This window comes from Streptomyces sp. JH14 (genome assembly GCF_029428675.1).
GTDB lineage: Bacteria > Actinomycetota > Actinomycetes > Streptomycetales > Streptomycetaceae > Streptomyces.
The window spans coordinates 5,254,017-5,268,401 of record NZ_JAJNEL010000001.1 but is presented as its reverse complement, the minus strand read 5'-3'; the positions used below and the strand labels follow the sequence as shown (position 1 = coordinate 5,268,401).

Annotated in this window: 14 protein-coding genes; 2 read left to right on the top strand and 12 right to left on the bottom strand. The window is 69.6% G+C overall.

The genetic code is table 11. The features are described from left to right. Positions 1-68: 68 nt before the first annotated feature. The 4 genes from LRD69_RS23885 to LRD69_RS23870 form a co-directional block, all read right to left on the bottom strand. The gene (locus tag LRD69_RS23885) at positions 69-1,487 is read right to left on the bottom strand and encodes a sugar porter family MFS transporter (RefSeq protein ID WP_277328583.1); all 1,419 of its coding nucleotides are present in this window, start codon (positions 1,485-1,487) and stop codon (positions 69-71) included. Positions 1,488-1,717: 230 nt separating this feature from the next. Further along, positions 1,718-5,548: an AAA family ATPase gene (locus tag LRD69_RS23880; protein ID WP_277328582.1), complete on the bottom strand. Its 3,831-nt coding sequence runs from the start codon at positions 5,546-5,548 to the stop codon at positions 1,718-1,720. Positions 5,549-5,846: 298 nt separating this feature from the next. Next, a complete protein-coding gene (locus LRD69_RS23875; RefSeq protein ID WP_018551753.1) occupies positions 5,847-6,059 on the bottom strand; it encodes a hypothetical protein in 213 nt (70 codons plus the stop codon). 439 nt (positions 6,060-6,498) lie between these two features. Beyond that, positions 6,499-6,780, bottom strand: coding sequence for an acylphosphatase (locus tag LRD69_RS23870; RefSeq protein ID WP_277328581.1), 282 nt, complete (start codon positions 6,778-6,780; stop codon positions 6,499-6,501). A gap of 143 nt (positions 6,781-6,923) precedes the next feature. Here LRD69_RS23870 and LRD69_RS23865 point away from each other — a divergent pair, with 143 nt between their 5' ends. Next, complete coding sequence (locus LRD69_RS23865; RefSeq protein WP_277328580.1) at positions 6,924-7,859, top strand: CAP domain-containing protein; 936 nt, start codon at positions 6,924-6,926, stop codon at positions 7,857-7,859. 183 nt (positions 7,860-8,042) lie between these two features. Here the strand turns inward: LRD69_RS23865 and LRD69_RS23860 are convergent, their stop codons facing one another. Next, on the bottom strand, positions 8,043-8,210 hold the full coding sequence (locus tag LRD69_RS23860; protein ID WP_277328579.1) for a hypothetical protein: 168 nt from the start codon (positions 8,208-8,210) through the stop codon (positions 8,043-8,045). A 295-nt stretch (positions 8,211-8,505) separates the two neighbouring features. Between LRD69_RS23860 and LRD69_RS23855 the strand changes: the two genes are divergently transcribed. Continuing rightward, a complete protein-coding gene (locus LRD69_RS23855; protein ID WP_277328578.1) occupies positions 8,506-8,919 on the top strand; it encodes a helix-turn-helix domain-containing protein in 414 nt (137 codons plus the stop codon). Positions 8,920-9,077: 158 nt separating this feature from the next. On the opposite strand, the gene mutM is transcribed toward LRD69_RS23855, so the two are convergent. The 7 genes from mutM to rsmD form a co-directional block, all read right to left on the bottom strand. After that, complete coding sequence (gene mutM, locus LRD69_RS23850; protein ID WP_277328577.1) at positions 9,078-9,938, bottom strand: bifunctional DNA-formamidopyrimidine glycosylase/DNA-(apurinic or apyrimidinic site) lyase; 861 nt, start codon at positions 9,936-9,938, stop codon at positions 9,078-9,080. A gap of 119 nt (positions 9,939-10,057) precedes the next feature. Next, entirely contained in the window at positions 10,058-10,879 is an 822-nt protein-coding gene (gene rnc / locus LRD69_RS23845) for a ribonuclease III (RefSeq protein WP_277328576.1), read from the bottom strand. A 19-nt stretch (positions 10,880-10,898) separates the two neighbouring features. Next, positions 10,899-11,072: a 50S ribosomal protein L32 gene (gene rpmF / locus LRD69_RS23840; RefSeq protein WP_003965982.1), complete on the bottom strand. Its 174-nt coding sequence runs from the start codon at positions 11,070-11,072 to the stop codon at positions 10,899-10,901. A gap of 2 nt (positions 11,073-11,074) precedes the next feature. Continuing rightward, on the bottom strand, positions 11,075-11,743 hold the full coding sequence (locus LRD69_RS23835) for a DUF177 domain-containing protein (protein ID WP_277328575.1): 669 nt from the start codon (positions 11,741-11,743) through the stop codon (positions 11,075-11,077). A 166-nt stretch (positions 11,744-11,909) separates the two neighbouring features. After that, positions 11,910-13,001 (bottom strand): ATP synthase F0 subunit B, encoded by a 1,092-nt coding sequence (locus LRD69_RS23830; protein ID WP_277328574.1) that lies wholly within the window; start codon positions 12,999-13,001, stop codon positions 11,910-11,912. A gap of 98 nt (positions 13,002-13,099) precedes the next feature. After that, positions 13,100-13,579 carry a pantetheine-phosphate adenylyltransferase gene (gene coaD / locus LRD69_RS23825; protein ID WP_277329857.1) on the bottom strand — a complete coding sequence of 160 codons (480 nt, stop codon included), beginning with the start codon at positions 13,577-13,579 and terminating at the stop codon, positions 13,100-13,102. A 26-nt stretch (positions 13,580-13,605) separates the two neighbouring features. Continuing rightward, entirely contained in the window at positions 13,606-14,190 is a 585-nt protein-coding gene (rsmD, locus tag LRD69_RS23820) for a 16S rRNA (guanine(966)-N(2))-methyltransferase RsmD (protein WP_277328573.1), read from the bottom strand. Between the last annotated feature and the right edge of the window lie 195 nt (positions 14,191-14,385).

The window sequence follows — 14,385 nt, the reverse complement described above, 5'->3', positions numbered from 1 at the left end:
ACATGCGCGCGTCCCCGGCTCGCGGGCGCGGGCCGGGGACGCGTGGTCGAGGAGCGGGGCAGCGGGGATCAGCCCATCTCCTCCAACGCCTTGCCCTTGGTCTCCTTCACGAACTTGAGCACGAAGGGGATCGAGAGCACGGCGAAGCATGTGTAGATGATGTAGGTGCCCGACAGGTTCCAGTCGGCCAGGCTCGGGAAGCTCGCGGTGATCGCCCAGTTGGCGATCCACTGCGCGGAGGCGGCGACGCCGAGTGCGGCGGCGCGGATCCTGTTCGGGAACATCTCGCCGAGGAAGACCCAGACCACGACACCCCAGGACAGCGCGAAGAAGAGCACGAAGACATGGGCCGCGACGAGGGCGACGACGCCCTGGGCGGTCGGGAGTTTGCCGTTGACCAGATCGGCGGAGAAGGCCCAGGCCTCGAAGGCCAGTGCGATCGCCATACCGGCGGAGCCGGCCAGCGCGAGCGGCTTGCGGCCGATCCGGTCGACCAGGACCATCGCGATCACCGTACCGATGATGTTGACGATCGACGTCGTGAACGACCAGAAGAACGAGTCGGTCGGGTCGACGCCGACGGACTGCCACAGCGTCGACGAGTAGTAGAACGCCACGTTGATGCCGACGAGCTGCTGGAAGACCGAGAGGCCGATACCGACCCAGACGATCGGCAGGAAGCCGAAGCGGCTGCCGAGCAGGTCCTTGAAGGTGGACTTGTGCTCGCGGTGCATGGCGGCCTCGATCTCCAGGACGCGGGCGTCGAGGTCGACGGCCCCTCCCTCGACCTCGCGGAGAATCTCCCGGGCCCGCTCCTTCTTGCCGACCGAGATCAGGAACCGCGGCGACTCGGGGATCGCGAACGACAGCAGCCCGTACAGGAGCGCGGGAACGACCATCACACCGAGCATCCACTGCCAGGCTTCCAGGCCGCCGATCGTGCCGCGCTGGTCGCCGTCGGCCATCTGCAGGATGCCGAAGTTCACCAGCTGCGAGATGGCGATACCGACGACGATCGCAGCCTGCTGGAACGAGCCGAGCCTGCCACGGTAGGCGGCCGGTGAGACCTCGGCGATGTAGGCCGGTCCGATCACCGAGGCCATGCCGATGGCGAAGCCGCCGATGATCCGCCAGAAGGCCAGGTCCCAGAGGGCGAACGGGAGCGCGGAGCCGATGGCGCTGAAGGTGAACAGCACCGAGGCGATCCGCATGCATGCGATGCGGCCGATCCGGTCGGCGATACGGCCCGCCGTGGCGGCGCCGATGGCGCAGCCGATCAGGGCGATGGCGATGACCTCGGCCAGCGTTGCAGAGCCGATGTCGTAACGGTGACGGATCGCCTCGACGGCTCCGTTGATCACGGCGCTGTCGTAGCCGAAGAGGAAGCCGCCCATCGCAGCGGCCGCCGTGATGAAGATGACATGGCCGAGGTGTTCCGGATGGGCCGCTCGGGCTCCGGATCCCGGTGTCTGCGATGTGCTGGTCACATGAACTCCTGGTGCCTGGCCGCGTCGTCAGGCGTGGGGCGAGTCGTCAGGCGTGGGGGGGCGAACTCCTCCAAGTGGCGCACAACTCTTCAGCCGCCACCACTTGAAGTTGAAAACGACGCTCCAGAGGGTATGCGTTCAAGTTCCGAAGTCGCGAATCGCGCTTTGGGCAGACTTCTGCGCAATACCGCCCAAAAGGTGTGTTGAAGACTTGAAGAACAAGTAAAGCTTCAGCGCAGCCGCTGGCTGATGACCTTGGAGACTCCGTCCCCCTGCATCGAGACGCCGTACAGCGCGTCGGCGACTTCCATCGTCCGCTTCTGATGCGTGATCACGATGAGCTGCGAGCTCTCCTGGAGCTCCTCCATGATCCGGATCAGCCGCTGCAGATTGGTGTCGTCGAGCGCGGCCTCGACCTCGTCCATCACATAGAACGGACTCGGCCGGGCCTTGAAGATCGAGACCAGCAACGCCACGGCCGTCAGCGACCGCTCGCCGCCCGAGAGCAGCGAGAGCCGCTTCACCTTCTTGCCCGGGGGGCGGGCCTCGACATCGACACCGGTCGCCAGCATGTTGTCCGGATCGGTCAGGACGAGCCGGCCCTCGCCACCGGGGAAGAGCCGCGAGAAGACGCCCTCGAACTCGCGGGCCGTGTCCCGGTACGCCTCCGTGAACACCTGCTCGACCCGCTCGTCGACCTCCTTGATCACCTGCAGCAGATCGGCCCGGGTCTTCTTCAGGTCCTCGAGCTGCTCGGCGAGGAACTTGTGCCGCTCCTCCAGAGCCGAGAACTCCTCCAGGGCGAGCGGATTCACCTTCCCGAGTTGCTGGTACGCCCGTTCGGCGGACTTCAGCCGCTTCTCCTGCTCGGCCCGGACGAACGGCTTCGGCTGGTTGCGCGGGTGCTCCGGGTCCTCCGGCAGTTCCTCGCCCTCCGCGGCCGGTGACGGCGGCACCAGCTGGTCGGGGCCGTACTCGGCGGCCAGTCCGGCCGGTTCCACGCCCAGTTCCTCGAGTGCCTTGGCCTCCAGCTGCTCTATCCGCAGCCGTTTCTCGGCGCCCAGCACCTCGCCACGGTGGACGGAGTCGGTCAGCTTGTCCAGTTCGCCCTTCAGCTCGCGGCCGTGGCCGCGCTCGGCGGTCAGCTCCCGCTCCCGCTCCGCCTTCGCCGCCTCGGCCGCGGCCCGCTCCTGCTCGGCGCGTACGACCGACACCTCGACGTGGGCGAGGAGCTGACGGGCGCCGGACGCCACGGCGGAGGCGACCGCGGCCTCGTGGCGCAGCCGGGCGCGGCGCTGCTCGGCTCGGGCACGGGCCTCGCGTTCGGCGCGGGCGCCTCGGTCGAGGGAGTCCGCGCGTCCGGCGAGTCCCTTCACGCGCTCCTCGTGGGTACGGACCTGGAGGCGGGCCTCCATCTCGGTCTGACGGGCGTTGGCGCCGTCGGCGGCGAGCCGGTCGCGCACGGAGGTGTCGGGCTCCTCCTCGACCGGCATCTCCTCGGCCACGAGCAGCCGCTCGGCCAGCTCCTCGGCCTCCTCGGTCGCCCGCTCCAGGGCTTCCTGGGCGCGGGCGGCGGAGGCGGCCGACCGCTCGGCCTCACCGGCCGCGCCGCGCGCCTGACCGGCGAGCCGCCCGAGCTGCTGGGCCACCCCGGACTTCTCCCGCTCGGCGGCCCTGCGCCGCTCCGCCAGTTCCTCGACAAGTGCGGCACAGGCGCTGCGCCGCTCCCCCGCGAGCCGCTGGGCCTCGGCCAATTCGGTGCACCGGACGGCCAGTTCCGCCAGCTCGGCAGCGGCCTCGTCGACGGAAGCCTGCACTTCGAGAAGGCTGGGCGCCCCGGCGGAGCCTCCGTGCGCGAAGTGGGTCCCGAGGACGTCTCCTTCGGCGGTCACGGCGGTCAGCCGGGGATGCGCGGCAACGAGATCTTCGGCGTCCTCCAGAGTGGGGACGACCACCATGTCCCGCACCAGCCGGCGCACCGCGCCCATCAGCTCGGCCGGCCCCTGGACGAGATCGGCGACAGCGGTCCGGGCGGTCCGGGCCACCGCACGGAGCAGCGGACCGGACACCTCCGGGTGCCCGGCGATCCGGTCTGCTGGGGTGTCCGCCACGGGGGCGTGACCGACGCCCTGCCCGGGCAGCCGGGCGGCGTCGGCCGGGACCGCTCCCTGCTCGCCGCCCGGCCCGGGTACGAACCCGGCATCCGTCTCCGTGTCCTGCCCGGCTCCGGGCCCGGCCGCCTGTCCGGGCAGGCGGTGTACACCCGCGTCCGCGTCCGTCGCCGCACCCGGCCCGGCCCCCTGCCCCGGAACGCCCCCCACGTCGACCGCACCCGCATGCCCCGCGCCCCCCAGCAGCAGCGCCGCCCGCCCGCCGTCCTGCTTGCGCAGCAGGCGGATCGCGTGTGCTGCCGTGGCCGGGTCCGTCACTGCCACCGCGTCCGCCGCCGCACCCAGCGCCGCTGCCACCGCCACCTCGTGGCCCGGGGCCACCGTCAGGAGTTCCGCAGCCGGTCCGAGCAGGCCCGCCAGGCTGTCCTGCTCGGCGAGCAGCATCCCTGTGCCGTCCTTGCGGCGCAGGCCCATCGCCAACGCGTCATGGCGGGCCGCGACGGCCGCCCGCTTGCGTTCCGCACCGGTGGCGGCCTCCCGGGCGGCCGACAGGGCGGCCTCCGCCTCCGCCAGCTCCCGCTTGGCCTCGTCGTGGCGCTCCCCGAGCTCCGCGTCGCCCGCGTCCAGGCCCTCCACCTCGGCCTTGAGCTGCTCGTACTCCTCCTGGGCGGCGATCGCCCGCTCCTGCGCCTCGTCGCGCGAGGCAGCGAGCCGGTCGATCTCCGCCTGCGCCGAACCGGCCCGGCTGCGGGCCGCGTTGACCTGCCCGGTCAGCCGTGCCAGCCCCTCGCGCCGGTCCGCGATGGCCCGGGCCGCATCCTTGAGCCGCCGCTCCTCCGCCGCCAGTTCCCTTTCCAGCTCGGTCCGGTGCGCGGCGGTGTCCTCCAGCGCGTGTTCCGCCGCCTCCAGCGCGGCCTCCAGCTCCGCCTCCTGCTCGCGGATGCGGGCCGCCTCGCGCTCCATGTCCTCCGGGTCGCGGCCGCGCCGCTCGTCATCGGGCGCGGCGGTGGCGCTCTTCACCCGGGCATCGGCGAGCGAGATCGTGCCGCGCACCCGTTCGGCCAGCTGCGACAGCTCGTACCAGGTCTGCTGGGCCCGCTGCAGCCGCGGCGCCAGCCGCCGTACCTCGTCCTCCAGATCCGCCTCGCGCGCCAGAGCGGCCTTCAGCTCGGCCTCCGCCGCTTCCCGGCGCTGCTTCAGCGCCGCTTCGTCGGCGATCTCGCTGCGCAGTGCGTCGTGCAACCGCACCAGGTCGTCGGCGAGCAGCCGCAGGCGGGCATCGCGCAGATCGGCCTGGATCACGGCGGCGCGCCGGGCGACCGCCGCCTGCCGGCCCAGCGGTTTCAGCTGCCGTCGCAGTTCGTCCGTCAGGTCCTGGACACGGGCCAGATTGGCTCCCATCGCGTCCAGCTTCCGGAGCGCCTTCTCCTTCCGCTTGCGGTGCTTGAGCACGCCTGCGGCTTCCTCGATGAAGGCACGGCGCCCCATCGGATCGGCATGGAGTACGGAGTCCAGCTGGCCCTGGCCGACGATGACGTGCATCTCCCGGCCGATACCGGAGTCCGAGAGCAGCTCCTGGATGTCGAGGAGCCGGCAGGTGTCGCCATTGATCTGGTACTCGCTTCCGCCGTTGCGGAACATGATGCGGGTGATCGTCACTTCGGCGTACTCGATGGGCAGCGCGCCATCCGCGTTGTCGATGGTCAGTGACACCTCGGCGCGTCCGAGCGGCGGCCGCCCGGTGGTGCCGGCGAAGATCACGTCTTCCATCTTGCCGCCCCGCAGGGATTTGGCTCCCTGCTCACCCATGACCCAGGAGAGCGCATCCACCACATTGGACTTGCCGGAACCGTTGGGACCGACGACGCAGGTGATCCCCGGTTCGAACCGCAGGGTCGTGGCGGAGGCGAACGATTTGAAACCACGCAGGGTCAGGGCCTTGAGATGCACGCCGCCGGACTCTACCTTTCGCTCTCGGTTTCGCTGATGAAGGTGCAGGGCACATCAGACGGTAAGGGAAGGGGTGTACGTCCGGGGGCGGGTCCGGCGCAGGTCCAGGAGAAAAAGAAAGAAGGGACGCCGAGGCGCCCCTTGCAAATCTTGCTGCGGTACTGCGTGCCGGATCAAGAACGCGGCGGATCAATAGCGCGACAGATCAGAGCGACGATCTTCAGTGATCCGGTGGCGATCCGGTGATGAACTCAGACGGCTGACGTGAGCAGCCCGACCGGCCCCTGTGGGCCATCGGTCAGGTCAGCGCCGGCTCCGCCTGGGGTACGTCGATGTCGATGCTGTCGAGCAGCGACTCTTGGTGCTGGGCGGCGGCGTTGAGCGCGTCGTTCTCGTCCTGAATCCGTACGAGCTCGGACTCAAGATCCTGGACGCGTTGCTGGAGCCGTCGCATCTCGGCGAGGAGTCGCGGGTCGGAACCGCCGACGTAACCGAGAAGCGCCTTTGCCATGATGGATGGTCCTCCACACTGAGTGACCGACCGATGCGGTGTGGGTCGTGAGGGAATCGCACCCGCGGTGCTCGGCAGCGCTCTGTCATCACTGCGGTTCTGCTGCCAACCAGCTCTGCCAAACAGCTAAGGTGCGCGGGGATTTCAGCGTCTCACCAAAAACTTTGACGGTCAACACGATCACACCCCGTACAGGCGGGCGTCCCGGGGGCGCGCGGCTTGACGATCATGCGGCGCGGCTCTTCTGCGGGGCCCTGAGGGGCGTGGAGATCATCCTTACTGCCGCAGCCTGGCACGCCGGCCGAATCTTGGCAACCATGCTGTTCTTCCGCAGGTCATTTCATGTGTACGCAGATGAGCGGCCCGCACTGTCACCCCACGACACCCCTCGAACACCGTCCGAACACGACCTCGAATTCGGCTCACATTCGGATCAGGATCAGCGGATCGCAAATCCCTCGTAACCACCGCGCGGGGTGTCCCAGATCTCAGTGACTCCGTCAACGCGCCCGGGTGTGTCGTCGGAGTGCAGCCACTCCAGCAGACGGTGGCAATTCTCACGTCGCCCTTCGGCGACCACCTGCACTCGGCCGTCGTCGAGATTGAGGGCGAATCCGGTGAGGCCACCGATCTCCAAAGCGTTTGCCCTGGTGAACCAGCGGAACCCTACTTGCTGTACTCGGCCGCGTACCCAAGCGGTGAGTCGCACATCTTCGTTCATGGCTGAACGCTAACCGGCCAATTGCTCATGGAGCACTTCACTCCCATAGGCCATGCCGTACAGTCCGGTCGCAATAGCTTCACCCGATCGGATGAGGCACCGCGACGCCGACACGACGTCCAGATAGCCAGAAGGGGCAGCAGATGGGCCGCCATCGACGTTCCGCCGCAGGTCCCGAAGCAGATCCGGCCACGGGCGGGCACAGGGCCGCGGGCCGGCGCCGCGGGGCACGCCGCAAGAAGCGGTCCGGCCTTCCCGTACGTACGGGGCTGATCGGCGCCTCCGCGGCACTGGCCGTCGGCGCCGTGGCCATGAGCTCCGGACTGCTGCCCGGCGGTGCCGGCTACCAGGTCGGCGGCGGTCCGACCGCCGACCGGGTCCGTGCCGACGGAGCACCGGACCTGCTGACACAGGGCGGTTCCACGGCCTCTCCGGCCGACCGCGGCATGTCGTCGGCCACGGCCACACGCGGTACGGGCCGCGCCCAGGCGTCCTCCTCGCCGAGCACCTCGGCCACGCCGTCCGCCTCCCCTTCGAAGAAGGCGGAGACCGCCGCGGAGAAGACGGAGCGGTCCGCCGCTCCCTCGGCGGCGGACAAGACCAGCGCCGCGCCGACGGCCTCTGCGTCGGTCAGCGCCCCGGCGGCACCGACGACGTCTGCTGCCGCTCCGACCCGCGCGGCCACCACTCCCACGGCCGCGGCCACCTCCGCCCAGGCGGCCGTGCTCGCCCTGGTCAACCAGGAGCGCGCGAAGGTCGGCTGCAGCCCGGTGACGGCCAGCGCCCCGCTCACCTCACTGGCCCAGAACTTCAGTGACGACATGGCGGCCCGCGGCTTCTTCGACCACACCGACCCGGACGGCCGGACCCCCTGGGACCGTGCCTCGAAGGCCGGTGTGCAGGGGCTCGGCGGCGAGAACATCGCCCGCGGCCAGGCCGACGCGCAGGCCGTGATGGACTCCTGGATGAACAGCGCGGGCCACCGCGCAAACATTCTCAACTGCGATTACAAGACGCTCGGTGTCGGTGTGCACTTCGGCTCCGGCGGCCCCTGGTGGACGCAGGACTTCGGCTTCTGAGATTTTCGCAGGTCGGCGACCTATCAGCTTTCTTGGGCCGTCTCGGGGCCGTTATCGGCAACCGAGGCGGCCCAAACTGTGTCTATGGCCGACCGCGTACGGGTCTCGCTCGACGGCATCGGGTCCCGAAGCAGCTCCCGCCCGAATCCGCTCCACCGACCTCGTGGTTTCAGCGCAGCCAGGTCACCGGTTCTGACGCTGCTTGGCGATCTGCCACCACGTTGCGAGTGCCACAACGACGATGAGACACAGCAGCCCGACAACCCAAGCTGATCCGCCGAAGTAGTAGAGGTGGAAACCTCTGCCGCGTCGCCGGAGGGCGAGATCGAGCATGCTGCCTATGTGAGTCATGAGCAGGGACTGTAATCCAAGGCGTAGTACACCGTGTGCCGGGCCCCGCCAGGCCGCCGCTGTTCCTTGTCAAGGATGACCGAGGTGCCTGACGGGAGAATGCGCAGGTCGGCGTCCTGCCAGGTCAGGCTGCATCCGCATGGGGATCTTCCCGACCGGTTCTCCACAGCCCTGCACCGGACATCGAGGCTTCTCCTCCGGGGAGCCGATCGCCATCAGGCACGTGGCCGGGTGAGTGCCTACGCCCGCACAGCGCACTCAGAAGGTGAGCGCTGTGTATGCGTAAGCTTGTTGTATGGACGAGATCACCCGGCGGGAGAGCGCCGAGAGCCTGCCCTTCGACGTGTTCTCCCGGCAGTGCCCCTCGCGCGGCACGCTGGAACATGTCACCGGACGCTGGGGCAGCCTGACGCTGACCGCGCTCCACGAGTCCGGCGCCCGCTTCAACGAACTGCGCCGCAGGGTCGACGGGGTGAGCGAGAAGATGCTCTCCCAGACGCTTCACGCGCTGGAGCGGGACGGCCTCGTCCACCGGGAGGCGCAGCCCACCAACCCGCCACGCGTCGACTATTCGTTGACCCCGCTGGGACACGAGGTCGCCGGCCGGCTGCTCGGGCTGATCCAGCTGGTCGAGGGCCGGATGCCCGAGGTGCTGGACGCCCGCAGCCGCTATGACGAGGCCCGCCCGGGGCAGGGCCTGCGGCCCTGAGGGCTGTCCCGTCATCCCTGGTGGATCAGCGCGCGGCGTCGGATGTGGTGTCGCAAGGCGGAGGAGGGTCCTCATACCGGTCGTATTCGGGCGTTCCGACAACGCAGCGAGGTACCACGGCTGTCGTCGTGCGCCCGCCAGGGATGACGGGACAGCCCTCAGCCCGTGACGCGCGGCGGCCGCTGGCAGCGGGGGCAGAAGTAACTGGAACGGTTCATCCACGGACGGCGGCGCATCGGCGTGCCGCAGCGGTGGCAGGGCTCGCCCTCGCGCCCGTAGGCGTGGAGCGACCGGTCGAAGTAGCCCGACTCCCCGTTGACATTGACGTAGAGGCTGTCGAAGCTGGTGCCGCCCTGGTCCAGCGCCGCGTTCATCACGTCCCGGACGTGTCCGAGCAGCTCGGCCGATTTGGGCCGGGTCAGCGTCGCGGTGGGCCGGTCGTAGTGCAGCTTCGTGCGCCAGAGTGCCTCGTCCGCGTAGATGTTGCCGACGCCGCTGATCAGCGACTGGTCGAGCAGGGCGCGCTTGACCGTCGTCCGGCGCAGGCGCAGCGCGGTGTGGAAGGCGGCATCGTCGAACGCCGGGTCCAGCGGGTCGCGGGCGATGTGCGCGATGGGGTCGGGCAGCCCGTCGGCGGTGTTCTCGTGGAGCGACAGCCCGCCGAAGGTCCGCTGGTCGACGAAGCGCAGCTCGGTGCCGAGCGTGTCGTCGAAACGGATCCGTATCCGCAGGTGCTTCTCGTCGGGGGCGTCCTGCGGCTGTACGAGCAGCTGGCCGCTCATGCCGAGGTGGCCGAGGAGCGAGGAGGACACCTCGTCCAGCGGCACCCAGAGGTACTTGCCGCGACGCATGGCCCTGCCGAGGCGGCTGCCGTTGAGCCGGGCCGCGAAGTCCGTGGAACCCGCGAGATGGCGGCGGACCGCGCGCGGATGCAGGACCTCGACGCCGGCGACCGTGCGGCCGGTGATCCAGCGGTCGAGACCGCGCCGTACGACTTCGACCTCGGGCAGCTCGGGCACGGTGCAGCTCCTTCAGATCCTTCGGAACAAGGGTACGTACCTGTCCTTGAAACCCGGACAGCCGGACGTCCGGACACGGCAGACCCCCCGGTGCGCAAGGGCACCGAGGGGTCGATGTGTCAGGCCGGAGCGACGTCGGTGGGCGACGAGTCGGCAGGGGTGTCGGCGGCCCCTCCTTCGGCGGCGGCCTTGGCCGCAGCCTCCCGTTCCTCCGCGGCGGCGCTGATCTCGCGCCAGGCGGACTCGGCCGCCTGCTGCTCCGCTTCCTTCTTGCTACGGCCGGTGCCGGTGCCGTACGAGACACCACCGACGCGAGCAGCAGCAGTAAAGGTCTTCTCGTGGTCCGGGCCGGTCTCCGTGACGAGGTACTCGGGGACTCCGAGGCTCTCGCTCGCGGTGAGCTCCTGGAGGCTGGTCTTCCAGTCCAGGCCGGCGCCGAGGTTGGAGGACCTGTCGATCAGCGGGTCGAAGAGCCGGTGGACCAGCTCCGAGGCCGCGCTGAGGCCCTGGTCGAGATAGACCGCGCCGATCACCGCTTCAAGGGTGTCGGCGAGGATGGACGCCTTGTCCCTGCCGCCCGTGCCCTCTTCACCCCGGCCGAGCCGGATGAAGGAGCCGAGTTCGAGGCCGCGGCCCACTTCCGCCAGTGCACGCGAGTTGACCACCGCGGCCCGCAACTTGGCCAGCTGGCCTTCGGGCAGGTCGGGGTGGGTGCGGTACAGCGTGTCCGTGACCACCAGGCCGAGCACCGAATCCCCGAGGAATTCGAGCCGCTCGTTGGTGGGCAGACCGCCGTTCTCGTATGCGTACGAACGGTGGGTCAGCGCACGCACCAGAAGGGCGGACTCGAGGTGATACCCGAGCCGCCCTTCCAGAAGCGTGTGGGACGAGGCTGTGTTGACGTTGTCTGCCTGCTTCTTGGCGTGGGACAACTCAGACATCGGGCCTCTCACCAGCCGCTCAGACCTCGAGGACCTGGCGCTTGTTGTACGTGCCGCAGCTCGGGCACGCGATGTGCTGCAGCTTCGGCTCCTGGCAACGCTCGCACGAAACCAGGGTGGGGACCGCAGCCTTCCACTGCGACCGGCGGTGGCGCGTGTTGCTGCGCGACATCTTCCGCTTCGGAACAGCCACGGCTACTTCTCCTGCTTCTCGTCGACGCCCGCTTCGGCGCCGCCCATGTTGTCCTTCTCGCCGTCCGAAACGGTCTCGGCGAGTCCTTGCAATGCCGCCCAACGAATGTCGACGGCATCGTGGTGGTGACCGGGATTCTCGTCCAGCCTGATTCCGCATTCGGAACACAGACCGGCGCAGGTCTCCCGGCACACCGGCTGCATCGGCAGTGCGAGCACCACCGCATCACGCAGCACTGGCTCGAGGTCGAACAGGCCGTCCTCGATGAAGAGCCTGTCCTCGTCGTCCTCGGCGTCGTCGGCCGGTTCCGCTTTGGCGCGGCCCCGGTCATCGGCGTCAGGGTACGAGAACATCTCCTGGAAATCCGCCGCAACCTCTTGGCGCAGCGGCTCCAGACACCTTACGCACTCCCCTTCGGCCGACGCACGGGCGGTGCCTGTGACAAGCACCCCTTCCATGACCGATTCGAGGCGGAGGTCCAGTTCCACGGGTGCGCCTTCCGGCACACCGATGACCCCGTCGATACCGAGGTCCTGGGGGGCGTCCACCGAGCGGGTCAGCCGCAGGAGGGCACCGGGACGCCGACCCAGCTCGTGCGTATCGAACACGAGAGGGTTTCGGTGGTCGAGGTGGCCGTTCAGGGCTTTTCCTGCTTTCGAAATCGTGTGCATGGCGCATCGCGCACCATGGGGAGGGGCCGACCGGTTCGGAGTCGAAGCGGGCAGCCTGGATCGCAGTCATACGCGCGACCGAAAAGCCAGGATACTGGACGCGTAGGCCTGCTCCCAATCGGGTCCGACTTCCGGCCCCGAATCGGCCGGAACCGACCGCAACCGGTCAGCGACCCTGCTCGTACCGGCGGAGCTGGTCGAGGTCGATCATGCTGGTGTCGAACAGGCTGGTCTCGTCGAGGTCGCTCTCGCCCTGCGGGTGGAGCCCCTGCTGCTGGTGCATCTGCTGCTCCGGGAGCGGCTGGTGCTGCCAGCCGTCGTACCCCTGCGCCTGCAGCTGCTGCACCTGGCCCTGGTCGTAGCCCTGCTGCTGATAGGCCGCGTAGGGGTCGGGCTGCTGCTGGTAGCCGTACATATCCTGCTGGGGCTGTTCCTGGTACGCGTACGTCTCTGCGTAGCTCGGCTGGGCCTGCGCCGGGAAGTGCGGCTGGACCGGCTGGGGCACCGGCTGCGGCTCGGGGGTGGCGAGCTCGGCGAGACCGGCCCAGTGGTCCTCGTCGCTGGTGTGGCCCTGGCTGCCCGCGGCGTCCTGGGCGGCCATGTGCGCGCCGAGCTCGTCGGTGGCGACCCGGCCGTGCAGCTTCTGCCGGCCGCGGCCGACCGCCTCCAGGGTTTTGGCCAGCACGGCCTCGAAGGCGCCGAGCTTGGTGTCGACGTACTCGTCCGCGCGGCGCTGCAGCGTGGCCGGATCGGTGCTGCGCTCGGGGGCCTCCGCGAAGTCCGGGTCCTCGTACCCCTGCTCGTCGAAGGCCTGGCCGCGGCCGAGGAGCTTCTCGCGGCCCCGGTCGACGGACCCGATGGTCTTGGTGAGGACGACCTCGAAGTTGGCGAGCTTGCTGTCGACGTACTCGTCGGCCTCGGCGCGGACCTCGTCGGCCTCCCGGCGCGCCTCGTCCAGGATGCGGTCGGCCTCGGACTGTGACTGCCGGGCGATCTCGGTGTCCGAGATCAGTGAGCCGCGCTGGGCGTGGGCGGTCTCGATGATCCGCTCGGCCTCCTGGCGGGCCTGCTCGACCAGCTGCTCCCGGCCGCCGAGGAGCTCCTGGGCGTGGGCGAGCGAACCGGGGAGGGCCTCACGCACCTCTTCGAGCATCGCGAGCAGCTCGGCGCGGTTGACCACGCACGACGCCGACATGGGCATGGAGCGGGCGTTCCCGACCACTTCGACGATCTCGTCGAGCTTCTTCTGCACGTCCACCGTGTGCTCGCCACTCTCTACTGCTGATTGGAGACGGACAGAACGACTGTACGGCCAGTCGGCGCCCGTCCGACACCTGGTGACGGGCAGTCAGTGGTTCACTGCTGGGCGAGCCGGTCCACGAGGGCCCGGTGGACCAGCGGCGGCAGCAGGTGGGAGACGTCGCCACCCCAGGTCGCGACCTCCTTGACCAGGGAGGACGACAGGAAGCTGTACGTGGGGTTGGTCGGCACGAAGAGCGTTTCGACGCCGGAGAGGCCGTTGTTCATCTGCGCCATCTGCAGCTCGTAGTCGAAGTCGCTGACGGCCCGCAGGCCCTTCACGATGGCCGGGATGTCGCGCTGCTTGCAGAAGTCGACGAGCAGGCCGTGGAAGGACTCGACCTGGACGTTGCCGAAGTCCGCGGTGACCTGGCGGATCAGCTCGATCCGCTCGTCGACCGTGAACAGGCCCTTCTTGGACTGATTGATCATCACCGCGACATGTACGACGTCGTACAGCTTCGAGGCGCGGCCAATGATGTCGAGGTGGCCATTGGTGATGGGGTCGAACGACCCCGGACAGACGGCGCGGCGCAACTTGAGTCCCTCGCTCTCCGGTGCGGTCATCGTGCGTCTTCGCACGTAGAGGCGGCGCGACCGTACCAAAGCGTTCCCTCGCCGTAGCGACGGGCCCGCAATGGCTCGAATCCCTTGGGCCAGTTGAATTCTCCGCCTCTGGTGCTCCGCTCCACGGTGACGAGGGCATCGTCCGTGAGCCAGCCCTGGGCGCGGAGTGTGAGCAGTATCTCGCCAAGATCGCCGTCGGTGACGACGTACGGCGGGTCCAGGAAGACCACGTCGTACGGGTCCGCGGGCGCCGGTCCTGTCACGATCTGTTCGGCTTTGCCGGTCCGGACTTCGGCGCCGGGAAGGCCGAGCGTGCGGACATTGTCACGGACCGTGCGGACGGCCCGGGCGTCCGCCTCGACGAGCAGGGCGTGGACGGCGCCGCGGGAGAGCGCTTCGAGGCCGACGGCGCCGGATCCCGCGTACAGATCCGCGATGCGGATGCCCTCCAGGGTGCCGAGCAGCGCCTCCCAGGTGGAGAAGAGGCCCTCGCGTGCGCGGTCGGAGGTGGGGCGGGTGCCGGTGCCGGGCGGGACGGCCAGGCGGCGTCCGCCGGCCGAGCCGGCGATCACGCGGGTCATGGGTGACTGGTCCTCGGGTCGGGGGTGGCCCGCCGGACGGGGCGGGCGCCGTGCGTCCCACGATATGGCGTCGGAGCCGTTCGGGCCCGGGGGCCCCGGCGGCCAGCGGGTCTCCCCCGTGCCCGGCGGCCGCCGTCTCCCGACCCGGCCGCCGTCGGAGCATGCCTCCCCTGTGCCCGGCGCATGTCGTCCCGG

What these genes read in the sequence shown, in the direction of transcription:
- LRD69_RS23875 (WP_018551753.1), bottom strand. Translation starts at nt 6,059, where the DNA reads ATGGCAAAGGCGCTTCTCGGTTACGTCGGCGGTTCCGACCCGCGACTC.
- LRD69_RS23870 (WP_277328581.1), bottom strand. Translation starts at nt 6,780, where the DNA reads ATGAACGAAGATGTGCGACTCACCGCTTGGGTACGCGGCCGAGTACAG.
- LRD69_RS23865 (WP_277328580.1), top strand. Translation starts at nt 6,924, where the DNA reads ATGGGCCGCCATCGACGTTCCGCCGCAGGTCCCGAAGCAGATCCGGCC.
- LRD69_RS23860 (WP_277328579.1), bottom strand. Translation starts at nt 8,210, where the DNA reads ATGACTCACATAGGCAGCATGCTCGATCTCGCCCTCCGGCGACGCGGC.
- LRD69_RS23855 (WP_277328578.1), top strand. Translation starts at nt 8,506, where the DNA reads ATGGACGAGATCACCCGGCGGGAGAGCGCCGAGAGCCTGCCCTTCGAC.
- rnc (WP_277328576.1), bottom strand. Translation starts at nt 10,879, where the DNA reads ATGTCTGAGTTGTCCCACGCCAAGAAGCAGGCAGACAACGTCAACACA.
- LRD69_RS23835 (WP_277328575.1), bottom strand. Translation starts at nt 11,743, where the DNA reads ATGCACACGATTTCGAAAGCAGGAAAAGCCCTGAACGGCCACCTCGAC.
- rsmD (WP_277328573.1), bottom strand. Translation starts at nt 14,190, where the DNA reads ATGACCCGCGTGATCGCCGGCTCGGCCGGCGGACGCCGCCTGGCCGTC.